17 protein-coding genes are annotated in these 15,224 nt (G+C 71.4%); all 17 read right to left on the bottom strand.

Annotation, left to right across the window (positions count from 1 at the left end; all coding sequences use genetic code 11):
- Positions 1-142: 142 nt before the first annotated feature.
- Positions 143-958: a F0F1 ATP synthase subunit delta gene (locus tag G6W55_RS32200; RefSeq protein ID WP_175524242.1), complete on the bottom strand. Its 816-nt coding sequence runs from the start codon at positions 956-958 to the stop codon at positions 143-145.
- On the bottom strand, positions 955-1,500 hold the full coding sequence (locus G6W55_RS32205) for a F0F1 ATP synthase subunit B (RefSeq protein ID WP_175524243.1): 546 nt from the start codon (positions 1,498-1,500) through the stop codon (positions 955-957). Before G6W55_RS32205 ends, G6W55_RS32200 begins: the two co-directional genes overlap by 4 nt.
- A gap of 41 nt (positions 1,501-1,541) precedes the next feature.
- Positions 1,542-1,772, bottom strand: a complete 231-nt coding sequence (locus G6W55_RS32210) for a F0F1 ATP synthase subunit C (protein WP_175524244.1) — start codon at positions 1,770-1,772, stop codon at positions 1,542-1,544.
- A 74-nt stretch (positions 1,773-1,846) separates the two neighbouring features.
- A complete protein-coding gene (gene atpB, locus G6W55_RS32215) occupies positions 1,847-2,683 on the bottom strand; it encodes a F0F1 ATP synthase subunit A (RefSeq protein WP_175524267.1) in 837 nt (278 codons plus the stop codon).
- A 203-nt stretch (positions 2,684-2,886) separates the two neighbouring features.
- The gene (locus G6W55_RS32220) at positions 2,887-3,348 is read right to left on the bottom strand and encodes a hypothetical protein (protein WP_175524245.1); all 462 of its coding nucleotides are present in this window, start codon (positions 3,346-3,348) and stop codon (positions 2,887-2,889) included.
- A gap of 285 nt (positions 3,349-3,633) precedes the next feature.
- Positions 3,634-4,890 (bottom strand): methylaspartate mutase, encoded by a 1,257-nt coding sequence (locus tag G6W55_RS32225; protein WP_175524246.1) that lies wholly within the window; start codon positions 4,888-4,890, stop codon positions 3,634-3,636.
- On the bottom strand, positions 4,887-5,366 hold the full coding sequence (locus G6W55_RS32230) for a cobalamin B12-binding domain-containing protein (RefSeq protein WP_175524247.1): 480 nt from the start codon (positions 5,364-5,366) through the stop codon (positions 4,887-4,889). The genes G6W55_RS32225 and G6W55_RS32230 overlap by 4 nt, the downstream gene beginning before the upstream one ends.
- Positions 5,363-6,613 (bottom strand): type III PLP-dependent enzyme, encoded by a 1,251-nt coding sequence (locus tag G6W55_RS32235; protein WP_175524248.1) that lies wholly within the window; start codon positions 6,611-6,613, stop codon positions 5,363-5,365. The genes G6W55_RS32230 and G6W55_RS32235 overlap by 4 nt, the downstream gene beginning before the upstream one ends.
- The gene (locus G6W55_RS32240; RefSeq protein ID WP_254876525.1) at positions 6,610-8,103 is read right to left on the bottom strand and encodes an AMP-binding protein; all 1,494 of its coding nucleotides are present in this window, start codon (positions 8,101-8,103) and stop codon (positions 6,610-6,612) included. The genes G6W55_RS32235 and G6W55_RS32240 overlap by 4 nt, the downstream gene beginning before the upstream one ends.
- 17 nt (positions 8,104-8,120) lie before the next feature.
- On the bottom strand, positions 8,121-9,659 hold the full coding sequence (locus G6W55_RS32245) for an amino acid adenylation domain-containing protein (protein WP_175524249.1): 1,539 nt from the start codon (positions 9,657-9,659) through the stop codon (positions 8,121-8,123).
- Positions 9,656-10,576, bottom strand: coding sequence for a hypothetical protein (locus G6W55_RS32250; protein ID WP_175524250.1), 921 nt, complete (start codon positions 10,574-10,576; stop codon positions 9,656-9,658). The genes G6W55_RS32245 and G6W55_RS32250 overlap by 4 nt, the downstream gene beginning before the upstream one ends.
- Complete coding sequence (locus G6W55_RS32255) at positions 10,569-11,264, bottom strand: 4'-phosphopantetheinyl transferase superfamily protein (protein ID WP_175524251.1); 696 nt, start codon at positions 11,262-11,264, stop codon at positions 10,569-10,571. The genes G6W55_RS32250 and G6W55_RS32255 overlap by 8 nt, the downstream gene beginning before the upstream one ends.
- Positions 11,261-12,346 carry an acyl-CoA dehydrogenase family protein gene (locus G6W55_RS32260; RefSeq protein WP_175524252.1) on the bottom strand — a complete coding sequence of 362 codons (1,086 nt, stop codon included), beginning with the start codon at positions 12,344-12,346 and terminating at the stop codon, positions 11,261-11,263. The genes G6W55_RS32255 and G6W55_RS32260 overlap by 4 nt, the downstream gene beginning before the upstream one ends.
- Positions 12,339-13,532, bottom strand: a complete 1,194-nt coding sequence (locus G6W55_RS32265) for an acyl-CoA dehydrogenase family protein (RefSeq protein ID WP_175524253.1) — start codon at positions 13,530-13,532, stop codon at positions 12,339-12,341. Before G6W55_RS32265 ends, G6W55_RS32260 begins: the two co-directional genes overlap by 8 nt.
- Complete coding sequence (locus tag G6W55_RS32270) at positions 13,529-13,783, bottom strand: acyl carrier protein (RefSeq protein ID WP_175524254.1); 255 nt, start codon at positions 13,781-13,783, stop codon at positions 13,529-13,531. Before G6W55_RS32270 ends, G6W55_RS32265 begins: the two co-directional genes overlap by 4 nt.
- Before the next feature lie 31 nt (positions 13,784-13,814).
- Positions 13,815-14,912, bottom strand: a complete 1,098-nt coding sequence (locus G6W55_RS39490; protein WP_175524255.1) for an acyl carrier protein — start codon at positions 14,910-14,912, stop codon at positions 13,815-13,817.
- Complete coding sequence (locus tag G6W55_RS32280) at positions 14,909-15,187, bottom strand: acyl carrier protein (protein ID WP_175524256.1); 279 nt, start codon at positions 15,185-15,187, stop codon at positions 14,909-14,911. Before G6W55_RS32280 ends, G6W55_RS39490 begins: the two co-directional genes overlap by 4 nt.
- Between the last annotated feature and the right edge of the window lie 37 nt (positions 15,188-15,224).

Genomic DNA, 15,224 nt, shown 5'->3' on the forward strand with positions numbered 1-15,224 from the left:
CGGATCGTGAGCTCCGCCATCTGGGTTCCCTGCTCTCCTTGTTGGGCCCGAAGTTTCTTAGGGGGTCTGGGGGCGACCCCCAGGATTCTTCTGCACGGCCCAACCAGGGCCGTCGTGTACGTACTGCGGTCTTGAGTTGCTGCTAGCTCGCCATGCGGCGGGCGGCGTCCTCGATACGGTCCGCGAGGGAGCCGTTGATCACCTCGTCGCCGACCTGCACCCGCATCCCGCCGACGACCTCGGGGTCCACGTCGAGGTTGAGGTGCATCTGGCGCCCGTAGAGCTTCGCCAGGGCGGCGCCCAGACGTCGCTTCTGCGTGTCGCTCAGCGGCACGGCCGACGTGACCACGGCCACGACCCGGTCGCGGCGCTCGGCGGCCAGCTTGGACAGGGACTCGAGTCCCGCTTCCAGGCTACGTCCTCGCGGCGCGGTCACAAGGCGCGTCACCAGACGCTCGGTGGCCGCGTCGGCACGGCCGCCGAGCAGGCTGCGCAGCAGCTCGCTCTTGGCCGAGGCGGTGGCCTTCCGGTCGGTCAGTGCGGCACGCAGCTCGGTGTTGGAGGAGACGATCCGCCCGAAGCGGAACAGCTCGTCCTCGACGCTGTCGAGCGCACCGGTCTGCTGCGCGGCGGTGAGGTCGGCGACGTTCGCCAGCTCCTCCAGCGCGTCCACCAGGTCGCGCGACTGCGACCAGCGGGAACGCACCAGGCCGGACACCAGGTCGGCGGTGGTGCCGCTGACCTGCCCGGCGAGCAGGCGCTGGACCAGCTCGGCCTTGGCCTCGCCGGCCTGCGCCGGGTCGGTGAGGACCCGACGCAGCGACACCTCGCGGTCGAGCAGCGCGGTGACGGCCGCCAGCTCGCCCGCGAGCTGAGCGGCGTCCACGGACGTGGAGTCCGTCAGCGCGTCGAGACGCTCACGTGCGGCTGCCAGGGCCTCGCGGCTCGCTCCGTTCATCGCGACGCCTCGGCCTTCTCCTCGAGCTCGTCGAGGAAGCGGTCGATGACGCGGCTCTGGCGGGCGTGGTCCTCGAGGGACTCGCCGACGAGCTTGCCGGCCAGTTCGGTGGCGAGCTTGCCGACGTCCTGGCGCAGCGCGGACGCGGCGGCCTTGCGGTCGGCCTCGATCTGGGTGTGACCGGCGGCGACGATCTCCTCGCGCTGCCGCTGGCCCTCGGCGCGCATCTCGGCGATGAGCGTCGCACCCTGCTCCTGCGCCTCCTGGCGCAGACGCGCGGCCTCGTGCCGGGCCTCGGCGAGCTGAGCCTTGTACTGCTCGAGCACGCTCTGTGCCTCGGTCTGAGCGGCCTCGGCCTTCTCGATACCGCCCTCGATGGCCTCGCGACGCTCTTCCAGAACCTTGTTGATGGTCGGGAGGAGCTTCCAGGCGAGGAAGCCGAAGACGATGACGAAGGCGAGCAGGCCGATGACAAGCTCAGGGATCGGCGGGACGAGAGGGTTTTCCATCTCCTCAGCCGCGATAGTGAGCAGCTGGCTCATATCAGTGCCTTTCGTCTAGAGGGCTGTAGTGGATCCGCAGATCACTGGCCGTAGACGAACGGCATGACCAGACCGATCAGGGCAAGCGCCTCACAGAAGACGAAGCCCAGGATCTGGTTGGCGCGGATCAGACCGGCCGCCTCGGGCTGGCGGGCCAGGGCCTGGGTGCCGTTACCGAAGATGATGCCGACGCCGACACCGGGGCCGATGGCTGCAAGGCCATAGCCGATGGAGCCGAGCGAGCCGGTGACAGCGGCAAGGGTCTGGGACATGCCAGTTCTTCCTTCTCTTTCAAGGACCGGTGGGGGTTGGCCACCGGACGTCTGCGGGGATGGAGTGGCGGAGCTCAGTGGTGCTCAGTGAGCGCGCCCTGGATGAAGGTGCAGGCCAGGAGCACGAACACGTACGCCTGCAGGGCCTGGATGAAGAGTTCGAAAGCGGTCATCAGGAGCACCATCACGAACGAGACGCTGGCGTAGGCGATGCCGATGCCGTTCAGCAGATACCAGCTGGCGATGGTGAAGAGCAGCAGCAGCGTGTGACCAGCGAACATGTTCGCGAAGAGTCGGACCGCGTGCGTGAAGGGCCGGACGAGCACGTTCGAAAAGAACTCGATGAGCATGACCAGAGGCAGCACGGCGCCGAGCGACTTGTCGTAGCCAGTCAGGTTCTTGAATCCCCCGACGAAGCCGTGCCGTTTGAAGGTGATGGTCATCCACGTGACGTAGACGATCGCCGCCAGGATCGCAGGGTACGAGATGATCGATGTCACCGGGAACTGGGCCACAGGAATGATGGACCAGAGGTTCATCATCCAGACGAAGAAGAACAACGACACCATCAGCGGGACGTACTTCTCGCCCTCTTTCTTGCCGATGGTCTCGTAGACGATGCCGCGCCGGATGAAGTCGTACCCCGCCTCGGCGACCATCTGCAGCTTGCCCGGGACGACCTTCGGCTTGCTCAGGGCGGCCCAGAGGAAACCGACCACGATGACGGAGCCGAGCAGCGCCAGCAGCATCGTCTTGTTGAAGTACAGATTACTGTCCGCATCGCCCCAGATGGGTTCGAACAGGAACGAGTGCAGGCCGGGGGCCGGAAAACCACAGCCGTCGAAGATGTGGCAGTCGGTCTCGAAGGCGAGCACCTGCGTCGGGTCAGCACTCACCGCGGGCTCCTTCAGCGTGGCGCATAGGTACGGCAACCTCGTTGTGTCGGCGCGGCGTTCGACCGCGGTTCGGCACTGGACTGGTGTTACGGATGTGGGGGCGGCTTGGGGGCATCTCGCCTCGCGATTGAACAGGCGTCAGCTCGGATGCCCGCGCCCGCGATGCCGCAGTTGGCACCGGACGATAGCAGGATCTCTCAGACGTCTTTATACCGGCCCTACCCCTCACGACGAGTACCCGAGTTTTCGGGCTTCTCGCCCTTCGAGGAGGTCGTGGTGGAGCCCGATTCGGGTTCGACGTAGAGGATCTTGGCCTTCATGTGCGCGCGCGTCTGTGCGGCGATCCACACGAGGGTGCCGGCGAGCAGAGTGAACGCGAAGGCCCGCGGGTTGAACAGCGTCGTGTTCTTGACCGCGGCCATGAAGATGAACAGCAACAGGATCTGCGCCGTGTAGAGCATTAGGCCCATCGCCTGGAACAGGTGTGGCAGGGATTTGGCGGTGCGCTGCAGAACGTAAAGACCGATTCCCATGAACAGGATCACGACCAGCGTCGCGACAATCGCCCCGACCGCCCCCCTGCCACCGGCGACCATACCGCTGATGACAGCGGCGACGGCGCCGACGGCAGCTGTGGGCACGGCGGCCTGGGCCAGGATCCGGACGTCGTTGGACGGCATGGCGGCAACTCCGCTTTCAAGGGGGGCAGGGGTGTCGTCATGGACGAGCGTAGTCCCGGGCTGAGAGAGAACCTCACGCCGATGGGCCGTCGCACTGCAGCCTTGGGCTCCGCCCGGGGGGTTCTCGTGAACCGTATCACAAACTATTTGATGAGGTCTTTACTTGAGAGTGTGCCCGCCCTCACACATGAGAGTGACAGTGCGCGTCTGTGAAGTAACCCGGCCGACTTGTCTGCTATGGGGTGCTTCACTCTCCCATGACTTGGCAATGCTCTAGTCAGATTCTTACTCTTGCCACTCGTCGAACTTCTGCCGCACGTAAGACAGGTCGCGCAGGAGATCCGCCGAGGTGAACCGTCGGCTGCGCAGCCGACGCGGTGCGCCGAGCGGCAAGGCGCCCGTCGACTCCCAGCTCAGACGCCCGTCGGTGTCGAGATAGCTGCGGGTTCGGCCCCTGTTGTCCGGGTGCAGACAGTACGGAATGTCCAAGTAGCCCTTGCGGAACGCCAACAATAGGGCGCTGCCCACATCCGTATGAAGGTTCAGCACCGCGTCGACGAGCGTCCGCGCCTCCTCGTAGGTCGCGGAGTCGGCCCCGGTGTCCGCTGGGGCTCGGGGCACCCGGTGGGCCGCCTGAGCGGCGTACTCCAGGGCGCGGACGTTCTCCTCGACCGTCGGGATGCGCCGTGATTCCGCGGCCGTCTTGACGATCAGCCGCTGCGCGCCGCCCGTGACGGCGAGGTCGACGGCCTGGTCGAGCAGCCGGAAGGCGCCGTCCTGCGTCTGCGGGTACAGACCCATGTACGCGTAGACCACGATGTGCCAGTCGATGTCCGGCAGCAGTTGCCGACACAGCAAGTGCAGCGCCGCGACGGCCTCCCGGTCCTGCCCGGGGTGGGTCTGTTGGGCGTAGCTGACTGAGACGCTGCGGATGCCGTGCCGGACGAAGAACAGGGCCTCCAGCACGCTGACGGCCACCAGTTGGCTGGGCGGGCAGAGCTGCCCCAGCATGCAGCCGCCGAAAGTTTCCAGATGTGGTTCCGCGCCGGCGTCAGCGGCTTGAGCCAGCAGCTCGCAGGCGCGGGCCCAGTTGCGGACGGATTCGGCCAGGGGAGTACGGCCATAGGGCAGGCAGTAGGACACCGGGCCGCCCTCCGTGGCGCTCAGGCGTGCGGCAAGCAGGGCGCGGAAGATGCCCAGGGGATCGGCCGAGCCGTGGCGCACCTGGACTGGAAAGCCGGGGCCGTGAATCCCCGCCAGCACCTGCTCCGTCGTGGCGACGGGATGGCTGGCCACCGGATAGCCGTTGAGGGCTACCCCGTTGCGCATGGCGTCCTCGACGGCGGCGAGGTGACCGACCCGGGTGTGGGCGTCGACGGTGATGGTGCCGACTGTGCGGGCAGCGGCCCGGCGCGTAGCCAGCAGGCCGGCTCGCATGGCGGCCGGATCGGAGAAGCCCATGCGCGGCTGCACGACGAGCTGGTCCGCCTGGGCGCCTGCCCGGACGCAGGCGCCGAAGTCCGCGGTCTGCCGGTCGCTCATAGGGCGGTGCGCAGCGGGCCAGGCGAACCGCCCTGGGACGGCACCGTGGGCAGCGAGGCCGCGAAGCGCGCCAAGGCTGTGGCGGGATCAGTGCCCTCCGCGACAACGTCGTCGAATCCGGCCGCCCGCAGCTCCTGGGCGCGGGCGCCGTCCCGGTCGTCGACGCCGAGCTTGCCGCCGATCATCGCGGGCAGGTCGCAGAGCTCCGGGTGGCCGCGAAGCGCCCGGATGACCCGCAGGCCGTCCTGGTGGCCGTGGCCGTTGACGCTGCTGATGACGACGAACGCAGGGCGGATCTCGGCGCAGCGGGCGATCAGCAGATCATCGGGGACGCAGGGGCCGAGGTTCACCACGTCAAGGCCAAGTTCCTCCAGGAGCAGCTGCAGGAAGACCAGGTTCCAGGTGTGGGAGTCGGAGGCCATCGACGTCACGACGACAGTCCGCCTCGTCTCCGTGCGCGGGTCAGTCAGAGTCATGTGCCCAGCTCCACCTTCCGGTAGGTCCGCATGTGCTCGATTCGGGAGACGGAGACCACCTCGCCGTCACGGACCACCGCCTCGACCGGGGCGGGCCTGCCAAGGAACATCAGGAGGCTGGCGGTGGGGCCGTAGGCCCCTGTGTTGGGGATAGCAACGAGGTCGCCGGGGCCTAGGCCCGCGGGGACCTCGACGTCCCGGCCGAGGGTGTCGCCGGGGGTGCACAGTGGCCCGGCGAGGGTCACCCGCTGCGTCTGCTCGATGTCGGAGTCGACGCGGACGGACACCGGCAGGATGCGGCCGAGGCCGGACAGCCCGCCGAAGGTGTTGATGCCGGCGTCGAGGACGACGAAGGTCCGGCCGCGGCCGCTCTTGACGTTGCTGACGGACGCCAGCAGGGTTCCGCAGTCGCCCACCAGGTAGCGGCCCGACTCGACGGCGAGCCGGGGGGCGCCCTGCCGCCAGCGCGGGAAGTGCGCGTCGAGGGCGGTTTCGAGCGCGGCGCGCAGGGCGGGGTAGGCCGTGCGCTCGCCGTGCTGTCCGTAGGGCGAGGCGAAGCCGCCGCCGATGTCGAGCAGGCGCAGCGGCACGCCGAGTTCCCGCTCGATGCGGGCGGCGGTGTCGATGGTGTGCCGGAACTCGGCGATCAGGGCGTCCTCGTCGGAGGCGTTGCTCTGCGTGAACAGGTGCAGACCGGCCAGTGAGGTGCCCGGCACCGCCCGCAGCCGGGGCGCGAGGCCGGCGATGGTCTCGCTGTCGAAGCCGAACTGGGTGGGTCGGCCGGTCATCCGGACGCCGGTGGCCGCCCGGGCGGTCTCGTCGTTGATGCGCAGCAGGCAGTCGGCGACCGTGTCATGGGCCAGCGCGGCCTGGCCGATGTGTTCGAGGTCGGTGAGCAATTCGGCGGAGAAGAGCCGGACGCCCTGCCTGATCGCCTCGTGCAGTTCGCCGGGGGTCTTGCCGGGCCCGGTGTAGAGGATGTCCGCGGGGTCGTGACCGGCCTGGAGGGCCGCGGCGAGTTCGCCGGTGGAGCTGATCTCTGCGCGGCAGCCGGGGCCGTCGCCCTCGCGCAGGGCCTGGACGAGATCGACGTGCGGGTTGGCCTTCAGGGCGTAGAAGACGTCGAACTCCTCGGGCAGCCAGGCGAACAGGTCGCGTCGGGCGGCGTCGAGGCGGTCGAGGTCGTAGACGTACAGCGGGGTGCCGTACGCGTCGGCCAGTGCGCGCAGTCGGGTGCGGTCGGTCATGCGCCGCTCCCCTCCAGCAGGGCCGCGAGCTCGCGGCGGGCGTTCTTGCCGTGCAGGGTGAGCGGGAACTCCTTCAGGACCCGGCAGACGGTGGGCACCTTCGGCAGTTCCAGGCGCTTGGTGAGTTCGGTGATGACCTGGTGGGCCTCGAGGTCGCTCTCCACGAATAGGGCGAGCCCGTGTCCGTCACCGGGCGGCAGCGCGGCGGCGGCCCGCACGCCGGGGATGTCCATGGCCGCGCTCTCGATCTCCAGGGTGCTCATGCGCAAGCCCTTGTGCTTGAACATGTCGTCGCGGCGGCCCTGGAAGTAGAGGTAGCCGTCCTCGTCCAGCCAGCCGTAGTCGCCGGTGTGCAGCAGGGGCTCCCCGGCGTGCAGGTCGCGGCGGAAGGCGCGGGCGGTGTCCTCGGGATTGCGCCAGTAGCCGGCCATCACATGGGGGCCGCCGGCGACGATCTCCCCCACCTCGCTGGCGGGCAGCGGGCTGCCGTCGTCGTCCAGGATCAGCACACGGGTGCCGGGCAGCGGCAGGCCGACGGCGTCGGGGCGTTCCCGGTCGGCCTCGGGCGGCATGACCGTGATGCGCTTGGCTTCGGTCTGGCCGTACTGCCGGACCACGCGGGCACCGGGAAAGCGGGTGCGCAGGGCGTCGATGGTGCTCTGGGGCAGCGCGGCGCCGGTGTTGGTGAACATGCGCACGGGCGGCACGGGCCCGGTGTCCCGGCCGGCCAGGCGGACGATCATCGTGGCGAGGGACGGCACGATCGGTACGACCGTCACACCGGTCTCCCGCATGCGCCGCAGCAGCAGGAGGTCGGACTCGCCGTCGGCGAGGACGATCTCGCAGCGGGCGACGCAGGTCATCAGGACCTTGCACAGGCCGTAGTCCCAGGACATGGGGAAGCGGCAGAAGACGACGTCGTCGGGGCGGTAGCCGAGCACCTCGGTCAGGGCGCGGCAGGCGAAGGTCACCTGGGCGTGCGGGCACATGACGGCCTTGGGGGCGGCGGTACTGCCCGAGGTGTAGATCAGCACGGCCAGGTCGTCGGGCGCGACCGCCTCCGGCTCACCGCCGTTCTCGCCGGCCGGGGCGAGGTCCGGCCGTACGTCGGCGATGTCGTGCACCGGCGCGGTGCTGACGCGGCGCAGCACCGGGGCGCCCGCGGCGTCGGTGAGGACCAGTTTCGGTTCCGCGTTGCCGACGACGGACCGCAGGTGGAACTCCTTCATCGCCGGGTTGAGCGGCACGAAGACGGCACCGACGCGGGAGGTGCCGTAGAACATCGCGGCCAGTTCACGGCTGGTCGCCAGCTGGACGACGACGCGGTCACCGCGGCCGATGCCCTGGCCGCGCAGCCAGCGGGCGAACGCCCCGGCTGCGGCGGCCAGTTCACGGTAGGTCCAGCGGCCGGTGGCGTCCCGGATCGCCGGGGCGTCGGGCGCCTCCTGGACTGCGGCGTCGAGCAGGGAGTGGATGGTCTGGCCGTTCAAGCGAGTTTCCCCCGGTTTCAGCGTGCGCGGGCGGTCGTGAGCATGTCCCGCAGGGCGCTGCGGTCGGTCTTTCCGTTGGCGTTCAGCGGCAGGTCCGCCAGCACGGTGAGGGTGCTGGGGATCATGTATTCGGGCAGGCGGGCACGGAGGGAGGCGAGGGCGTCGGCGGGATCGACGCCGTCTCCCGTGCACACGGCCGCGAGGCGCGTCTCGCCGCCCGGACCGGGCAGGGTGAGGGCCACCGCGTCACGGACCTGCGGGTGGGCCCGCAGTTCGCTCGCCACCTCCCCGAGTTCCAGGCGGTAGCCGCGCACCTTGACCTGGTCGTCCAGGCGGCCGAGGTGGGTGAGGCCGTCCTCGCCGAGGCGCACCCGGTCGCCGGTGCGGTACCAGAGCCGGTCGTCCGGGTCCGCTACGGCGTCCACGGCCGTGGCGCGGTCGTCGCCGGGGTCGTACCGCAGGAAGCGGCCGGCGTTGTCGGCGGGGTCGAGGTAGCCGGGGAAGCGCTGGACGCCCCGGACGCACAACTCGCCCTCGGCGGCGAGGCGGCCGTCGTCGTCCACGACGAGCTGTTCCAGGCCGGGGTAGAGCCGCCCGATCGGGACAGTGCCGTGTGCGGGCAGCTCGGCCGGGTCGTCGGCCAGCCGGTGCTGGGTGCAGCTCAGGGTCAGTTCGGTCGGGCCGTAGAGGTTCTCCAGCATGCTGCCGGGGGCAGCCGCCCGCCATGTCTCGGCCTGGGCGGTGGTCAGGGGTTCGCCGCAGAACAGGCTCCAGCGCAGCGTGGGCATGGAGCCGGGAGTCAGGCCGCGCAGCCGCCGGGCGAGGGAGATCACCGAGGGTACGGAGAACCAGTGGGTGATGCGTTCCCTGGCGACGAACCGGGCGGGGGCGAGGAGGTCGCCGCGGCCGGGCACGACGACCGTGGCGCCGCTGCTCCAGGCCGCGAACAGGTCGAAGACGGAGAGGTCGAAGGTGAGGTCGAAGGTCTGGGAGAGCCGGTCGCCGACGCCGATGCCGTAGCGGTCGGTCACGTGGTCCAGGAAGGCGGTGACGTTGCGGTGCCGGATCGGGACGCCCTTCGGCGTGCCGGTGGAGCCGGAGGTGAAGAGGATGTAGCAGATGTCGTCCGTCCCGGCGGGCTGCGGCTCGCCCAGGGGGGCCGGGGCGGGCGCCGTGACGTCGGGGGCCAGTACCGGTACCGGCAGTTCGACGCCCGGGCGGTCGGGGTCGGTCAGCACGCAGTCCAGAGCCGCCGCCTTGGTCGTCGCCGCCGTGCGCGGGAGCGGGAAGTCGGGGTGCAGCGGGACCACGGTGGCGCCGAGGCGCTGTACGGCGAGATAGCCGGCGTAGGCGGTCAGGGTGCGCAGGGCGAGCAGGCCGACCCGGTGAGGGCCGGGGCCGTCCGTGCCGGCGACCAGGGCGGCGGCCAGGCGGGCGGCGAGGGCATCCAGTTCGGCGTAGGTGTGGGCGGTGCCGTCGAGTTCGAGGGCCACGGCGTCCGGGTGCTTGCGGGCCGACGCGGCGAACCGCCCGTAGAGGGTGTCCTGGTGGGTCATCGGCCGGTTTCCTTCCGCTGTTCGCTCTCCAGGCGCTCCACGGTGCCGGTCAGTTGCTCGAAGGCCTGCCGCACGACCCCCTCGCGGTACCGGCCGCGCTCGGCCGAGGCGATGCCGAAGCGGACGGCCTGCGGGAGGGCTCCCCACGCTGCCGCCGCCTCCGTGGCGCCCGCCGTCCCGGGGCGGGAGGCCAGCCGGAAGCGCTGATGGCGGGAGGCGGTCCAGATGTCGTCGGCGTAGCGGGCGAGGGCGTCGGGGTCGGCGCACACCGTGTCGGCCACGAGTCGCAGCGCGGGCAGCAGCCCGTCCACCCAGGTGCCTTCGGGGGCGGGCGTGTCCGGCGTGTCGCCGAGTTCCAGCCAGCGGTAGCCGGTGTACGGCGCCAGTTCGATGGCCTCCCCGAGGGCGTGGCGGTCGCGGCTGACGGCCTGGGCGGTCGTACGGGACAACGGGGTGAGGAGGGCCTGGAGTCCGGCGTAGTCCAGGAGGTCCTCGTACGCGGTCTGGGTGCCGTGCGGGGTGAGGGCGTCGAAGTCGTCACGTACCTGCCATTTGTCGTCGCCGTGCCGACGGAGCACCACCCAGTGCGAGGTCTCCGTGTCGCCGTACGACGGGGACCAGGGGATGTGGCGGGTGTTGCCGACGGCGAGCACGGCGCCGTACCGGGACACTTCGGCGTCGAGCGCGGCGCGGGCGGCGGCCCAGTCGCCGGCACCGCGGTACACGAGGCCGCGGCCCCGGCCGTCGAGGTCGACGCGGGCGTGGTGCGAGAAGGCCAGTCCGCCGTCGGGCGGATCGGTGCGCACCCGCAGGGACACGGCGGCGGCGAGCCGGTCCCGGATGTCGGGGACCCGGGGTTCCAGGTAGGCCACCAGACCCGCCGTGTAGCAGCTCAGCTCGGCCGGGGGCTCACTCACTGCGGTTCTCCAGGGGGCGTTCAGTGGTCGGGGTCGGTGCGGAAAGCGGCGTGTAGGCGCAGCTGAGCGGGACGGGCGACTGCTCGCGCAAGCTCACCCACCGGTGCTGGCCGGAGGCGCCGTGCCGGGTGTACGGGGCGATGTCGGCGGTCCACAACCCGCCCGCGAGGCCGGTGCCGTCGGCCTTGACGATGGCCTCGCGTACGGTCCACAGCCAGGCGAACTCCCGGGTCCGCGCGGCCATGGGCAGCCGGGCGAGCCGCTCGGCGTGGGTCTTGGCGCAGCGGCGCAGCATGGCGTCGGACACGGTCTCCGGCGGGTGCTGGAGGTCGACGCCGACGGCGTGGTCCTGGGCGGCACAGGCGGCGACGGCCCCGCCGTCGTGGCTGACGCTGATGCCGATGCGGGGCCAGTCCGCGAGGCGGGGGGCACCGCGGTCGGTGTAGGTGACCGGAGCGTGCCGGGCCTGCGGGAAGTGCGCGGCCAGCAGCCTGCGCAGGGCCCGGCGGGCGCCGAGGAGTTCGCGGGCGCGCCACTTCGGCAGGTGCTCGGCGTCGGCCAGGTCGTGCGGGGTGAGCCCGGCCGGGTCGTCGGGGGGGCCGTCCGGTTCCACGGTGACCCACACGTCGGGGGCCGCCTCGGTGTGCAGGCGGGTCCCGGCGGTGGCGGAGGCGGTGGCGGCGGTCATGGCGTCAGCCCGTCCAGGACCTGGTCGAGGCGTTCGGCGACGGTGTCGAGGACGACTTCGGTGGCGCCGCCGCCGATGCCGAACACGGCGGCCTCGGCACGCAACCGCTGCACTCCTCCCCGGTCGAAGCCGTCGGCTCCCTGGAGCTGGCCGCACGTGGTGAGGATGTGTTCGACGGTCATGCCGGACAGCGCCTTCAGCGTGGCGGCGGCGGTGGCGTCGTGGTGGTGCGCGATGCGCTCGGCGGACTGCGTGCACAGCGCGTCGAGGGCGCTGAGGCGTACGGCGCAGTCCGCGAGCCGCTGACGTACGGACGACGACCGGCGCAGGGGGGTGCTGTCGACGGACCGGGCCGCGAGCCGGCGGTCCGTGTCGGCGACGGCCCTGCGGCACAGCGCCACCGCCCAGGCGGCGGAGGCCAGGCGTTCCACGGTCAGGTGCCGGGCGAACAGAGCCAGGCCCCGGCCGGGGCGGCCGAGGACGTGCTCGCGGGGCAGGCGTACGGAGTGGAAGCGGAGGTGGCCGAGGCCCGCGCCGTCGAAGAGGTCGGTGTCGGCCGCTTCCACGGTCACGCCGGGGGCGGTCAGCGGGACCAGGACCCAGGTGAAGCTGGTGAAGTGGCGGCCGGGGCGATGCCGGGCCAGGACGAGGGCGTGGCCGGCGGTCCGGGCGGAGGTGACCCAGCGCTTGCCGCCGTCGAGGACGAGGTCCCGGTCGGTGCCGGAGAGGTCGACGGCGGTGCCGAGCGCGGCGAGGTCGGAGCCCGGGGCGGCCGTGTCGGTGGCGGCGAGGGCGAGCAGTTCGTCGCCTCTGAGGACCGCGCGCAGGGTGTCCGATGCCACGGGCCCGTCGGCCATCTCGGCGAGCAGCGGTGTCGCGCTGGCGAGCTGGACGAGCAATGCGAGCACGGTGCCCGTCGGGCTCTGTGCGTCGGCCTCGGTGAGGATGCGGCGCAGCAGCAGCGGATCGAGACGACTGGTGGGCTCCTTGCCGTAGAGCTCGGTGAGCGTGCCGGAGGCGGCGAGGGCCGGGAGGATCCCGGCCGCGTCGCCGGCGGGCAGCCCGAGGGGCCGGTCAGGCAAAGGACACCTCCGCATCCAGCAGGGCGAGCCTGCCGTCGGCGAGGTGAAGCCGGTCGTTGCTGTAGTTGAGCGCGGCGGACCTGAGGTCGCGCAGGGCGCGTTCGAGTCCGGTGGGCGAGCTCTTGAGGTAGCCGTGGCGCAGGCCGACGGCGTCGACCAGGTCCTCGACGGTGCGGTGGCACTCCTCGGAAGCGGTGATCTTGAGGGCGTTGACCAGTAGCTGGTACCGGGGCCGGGAGAGGTCGTCGCCGGCGTCGGCGGCCTGAGAGAGGGTGGCCGCCGTGTGCCTCAGCAGGGCGTGCACGGTGTCCAGGCGCTGCCGGGCGCGGGAGAGCCGGGTGAGCAGCAGCTCGGAGTCGAGGTTGGCGCTCTTGCGGCCGGCCGGACTGCGCAGGGTGTGCAGCACCCGGGACAGGGCGCCAGCGGCGGTGCCCAGCCAGGTCGCGGCCCAGCCGAGGTGGGCCAGCGGGCCGAAGGTGTCCAGGACGACCTTGCGGAACTGGCCGTGTTCGCCGACGACTTGGTGTCCGGGGACCTGGCCGGTGAGTTTCAGGGCCACGCTGTGGCTGGCGCGCATGCCGAGCGGGTCCCAGTCACCCGAGACGCCGATGTCGAGCTGGTCGCGGTGGGCGTAAACGAGGGAGACCTCGTGCGGGGAGCGGGCCGTGGGGCTGAGCATGGTGATCAGGAAGCCGTCGGCGTGAGCACCGCCGGTGACGATCGGCGCGACCCGGTCGATGACCAGCCGGTCGTCCTCCGTGGCGAGTTCGGCGGCGGAGGTGAGCAGGTGACCTCCCTTGCCGGCCTCGGTGGTGACAGAGGCCAGGTAGAGACGTCCCGCGGCGATCTCCGGGAGGAGTTCGGCGACGAGCCGGGGGGAGGCGTGCCGGACGATGCCGGCGACCTGCTGGCAGTGCATGGTGAAGATCATGGCGACGGACATGTCGACGCGGCCGAGGGCGATGCCGGCGTCCAGGACGTCGTCCACGCCGCCGCCCATCCCGCCGTGGGCGGTGGGCACCATCAGGCCGAGCAGTCCGGTCCGGCGCATTTCCTCCAGGGCCGCGAGGGGGAACTCGGCGGCCTCGTCGCAGGACGCGGCGTGCTTCTGGGCCGTCTCGCACACCCGGTGGATGGCGGCCGCGGTGGCCTGTGCGTCGAAGCCGGTGCGGTCGAAGCCCCTCATATCGCGTCCGCCGCGCCGGCGGGCATCGCGGCGACGGCCGCCTTCCACAGACTGCCCGCGGTGGCGAAGGTGGTCTCGGTGAGGGCGTCGTCGGGCAGTTGTACGCCGAAGGTGTCCTCCAGCGTGAACATCAACTCAATGGCCTGCATGGAGTCCAGTCCGAGTTCCCGCAGCGGGGTGTCGGCCGTGATGGGCTCCTCGCCGAGGAAGGGCAGAAAAGGCTTGAGCATCTCGGTAAAGCGGGCGTCCACGGAAGAGCTTTCCCTTCGATGTAACTGGCTTCTATTCATGGTCGAGTGCGCGGTGCAGCAGTGCGCACAGGCCCGCGACGCTCTGCAGGTTCTCGGGCACCAGGTCGGCCGGGTCGAACTCCACGGCGAACCGGTCTTCGAGGATCTCCACGACCTCCACCATCCGGATCGAATTGAATTCCGGATGGACCGTCAAATCACGGTCTCCGAGCGCGGCTTCGTCGATCTGGAGGACGGAGGCGACGACCTCACGCACGGCCGCACCGGCCCCGAAGGCCACGGCGTCCTGGGCGAGCGCCTCGGCGGCCCGTTCGAACAGGCCCGGCGGTTCGGCCCGGCCGCGGTCCACGCGCCGGAAGGCGAGGTAGGCGTGCTCGACCAGGGCGTCCCAGCGCTGGAGGTGCTCCCGCACCGGCTCCGGCAGCCCGGCCCCCCGCCGCTCCTCCCGGTAGACGGCGTGCAGCCGGCGGGCGCGGGCGAGCAGCCACGTCTCCAGGGTGAAGGCCTCCAGCGCCGCCCGCCGGTCGGGGTGCTCGGCGTAGCCGGGCAGGTACTCCGGCGGCGGGGCGGGAACGTGGCCGGGCTCGGGGGGTGCGCCGAGCGGGCGGGGGGTGAACCGTACGGTCTCGGCACCATCTGGCAGCGCCTTGAGCAGGGTGGCGAACTCCTCGCGCCCGTAGGGCAGCCGGGCCGGGCGGGCGCGGCCCCACTGGGTGTCGTTGTGGTAGCCGTCGCTGATCAGGAGGGTGTCGCCGCCGCCGTCGTCGTCCACGAGGAAGCTGTGCTCCACGTGCTTGGTCCCGTGGTAGGGCACCCAGGGCAGGTGGTAGGCGTCGGCGACGACGTACAGCGGGCCGCCGGCGGTGTCCGGAACCTCGCCCGGGCCGGACCGGCGGCGGTCGGTGACGTCCAGGCCCAGCAGGGCCGCGGCGTCGGCGAGTTGCTGGTCGAGGGTCGGCTCGACGGTGAGCAGGCCGGCCAGGGGCCCGTCGTCCAGCGGGCGCGGCGGGTGGTGCGGTACGGCGCCGAGGCGGGTGTGCGTGCCCGTGCCGTGGTGCCGGTCGGCGAGTAGGGCGAGGTTGGCCTGGAGGCAGTCCAGGTGCTGGGCGTGGGCGGGGAAGGCGGTCACCGGGCGGGGCTCCCTTCGGCGCCCTCGACGGCCAGGTCCACGAGGTCGCGGACGGTATCGTAGGAGCGGCCGGCGAACAGGTCGTCGGGCAGGGGGGTGTCCAGTTCGTCCTCCAACCGGGTGAGGATGCCCAGCAGGCGCATGGAGGAGATCCGCAAGCGCTCGCCGCCGAGCGGCTCGTCCTCGGTCAGCGCGGACGGCTGCAGGCCGGGCCCGCTCTCGGCGATGATCACGCGTTTGACGGCCTCGGCGATGCTGTCCCGGTCGGGCTTCACTTCTGGGTTGACCTTCCGTCGTGTGTTCGCGGTACGG

The organism is Streptomyces sp. CAI-85, assembly GCF_013363615.1.
Taxonomy (GTDB): domain Bacteria; phylum Actinomycetota; class Actinomycetes; order Streptomycetales; family Streptomycetaceae; genus Streptomyces; species Streptomyces antibioticus_B.